This window comes from Pseudoduganella sp. LjRoot289, assembly GCF_964252925.1.
In the GTDB taxonomy this organism is placed as follows: domain Bacteria; phylum Pseudomonadota; class Gammaproteobacteria; order Burkholderiales; family Burkholderiaceae_D; genus Rugamonas.
On record NZ_CAXUPN020000005.1, the window covers coordinates 1 to 915 of the forward strand.

A 915-nucleotide genomic window follows, 5' to 3' on the forward strand; every position below is an offset into this window, starting at 1 on the left:
TACTTCCCGTAAAATTGGAAATTTTCGGCTACCAGCAGTTTGACCTGGTAGCCGGCGCCATTCGTGAATTCCTTCACCGCAATGATTTTGTAGGGCCCGGCCTGTAGCGCCTCGCCTTCCTTCCAGCTCAGATCCTTCATCGCAAACTGCAGCCACTGGTTAGGATTGTAGCGATACGTGAAGATCGTGTACGGGCCGGTGCGCCGGGTGGCGATGAAGCTTTGGTCACGCTCGTCGGCGATAAGAAGACGGCCCGGATAACGCTGGATACCGACTTCCTCGCTCTGAATTGCAATGATTTGCTCGGCGATGCTGCATTCGACGTCGACGATCTTGCTACGCGTCTTCGCAATTTTCAGTATTTCGGCATGGTTCATGTTGTGGGTGATCGACCATTCCGGCGAGTCGCAGTAATTGTCGGCGCGGGCCCAAGTGGAGCAGGCAAGGAGCAATGTTATTGAAACGGTTTTCATGAAGGATTGTGGCTAAACCAGTGGGTGAGGAATTTCTTCCCGGAAGCTGGAGTTTAATTTGTTGCAACACTATTACGCAAGTGGGGCCGTTCAGCTACGCTGCAGAGCCTGAGTGAATGCCGTTACCACGGGCGGCGACATCGCGCAGAAAGGCGTCGAGGCTGATATCGGCCAGCTGCATGCTGCTTTATTTTGCGTTAGGGCTTGCAAGCCGAATGGCGGCTTGCTATAGTTCTGTCCCCGCGCTGCTGAACATAAGCAGCGCAGGATAGAAGTAGGAAACGAGGGGTTGACGGCAGTAACGAAAAGCCCCATAATCTTCCTTCTTCGCGGCTGACAAACAAAACGCTTTGTCAAATGCCGCAGATCTTTAAAAATTAACAGTTGATAAGTGTGGGCGTTTGATGATGGAGCCCGCGGCGCAAGCCGCGTCTCAAATTAT

General features: G+C 52.7%; 1 protein-coding gene. It reads right to left on the reverse strand.

Translation table 11 applies throughout. The features are described from left to right. Positions 1–473, reverse strand: a 473-nt coding sequence (locus tag ACSQ8Y_RS30220; RefSeq protein WP_436270286.1) for a hypothetical protein, incomplete at its 3' end; no start/stop codon positions are given. Between the last annotated feature and the right edge of the window lie 442 nt (positions 474–915).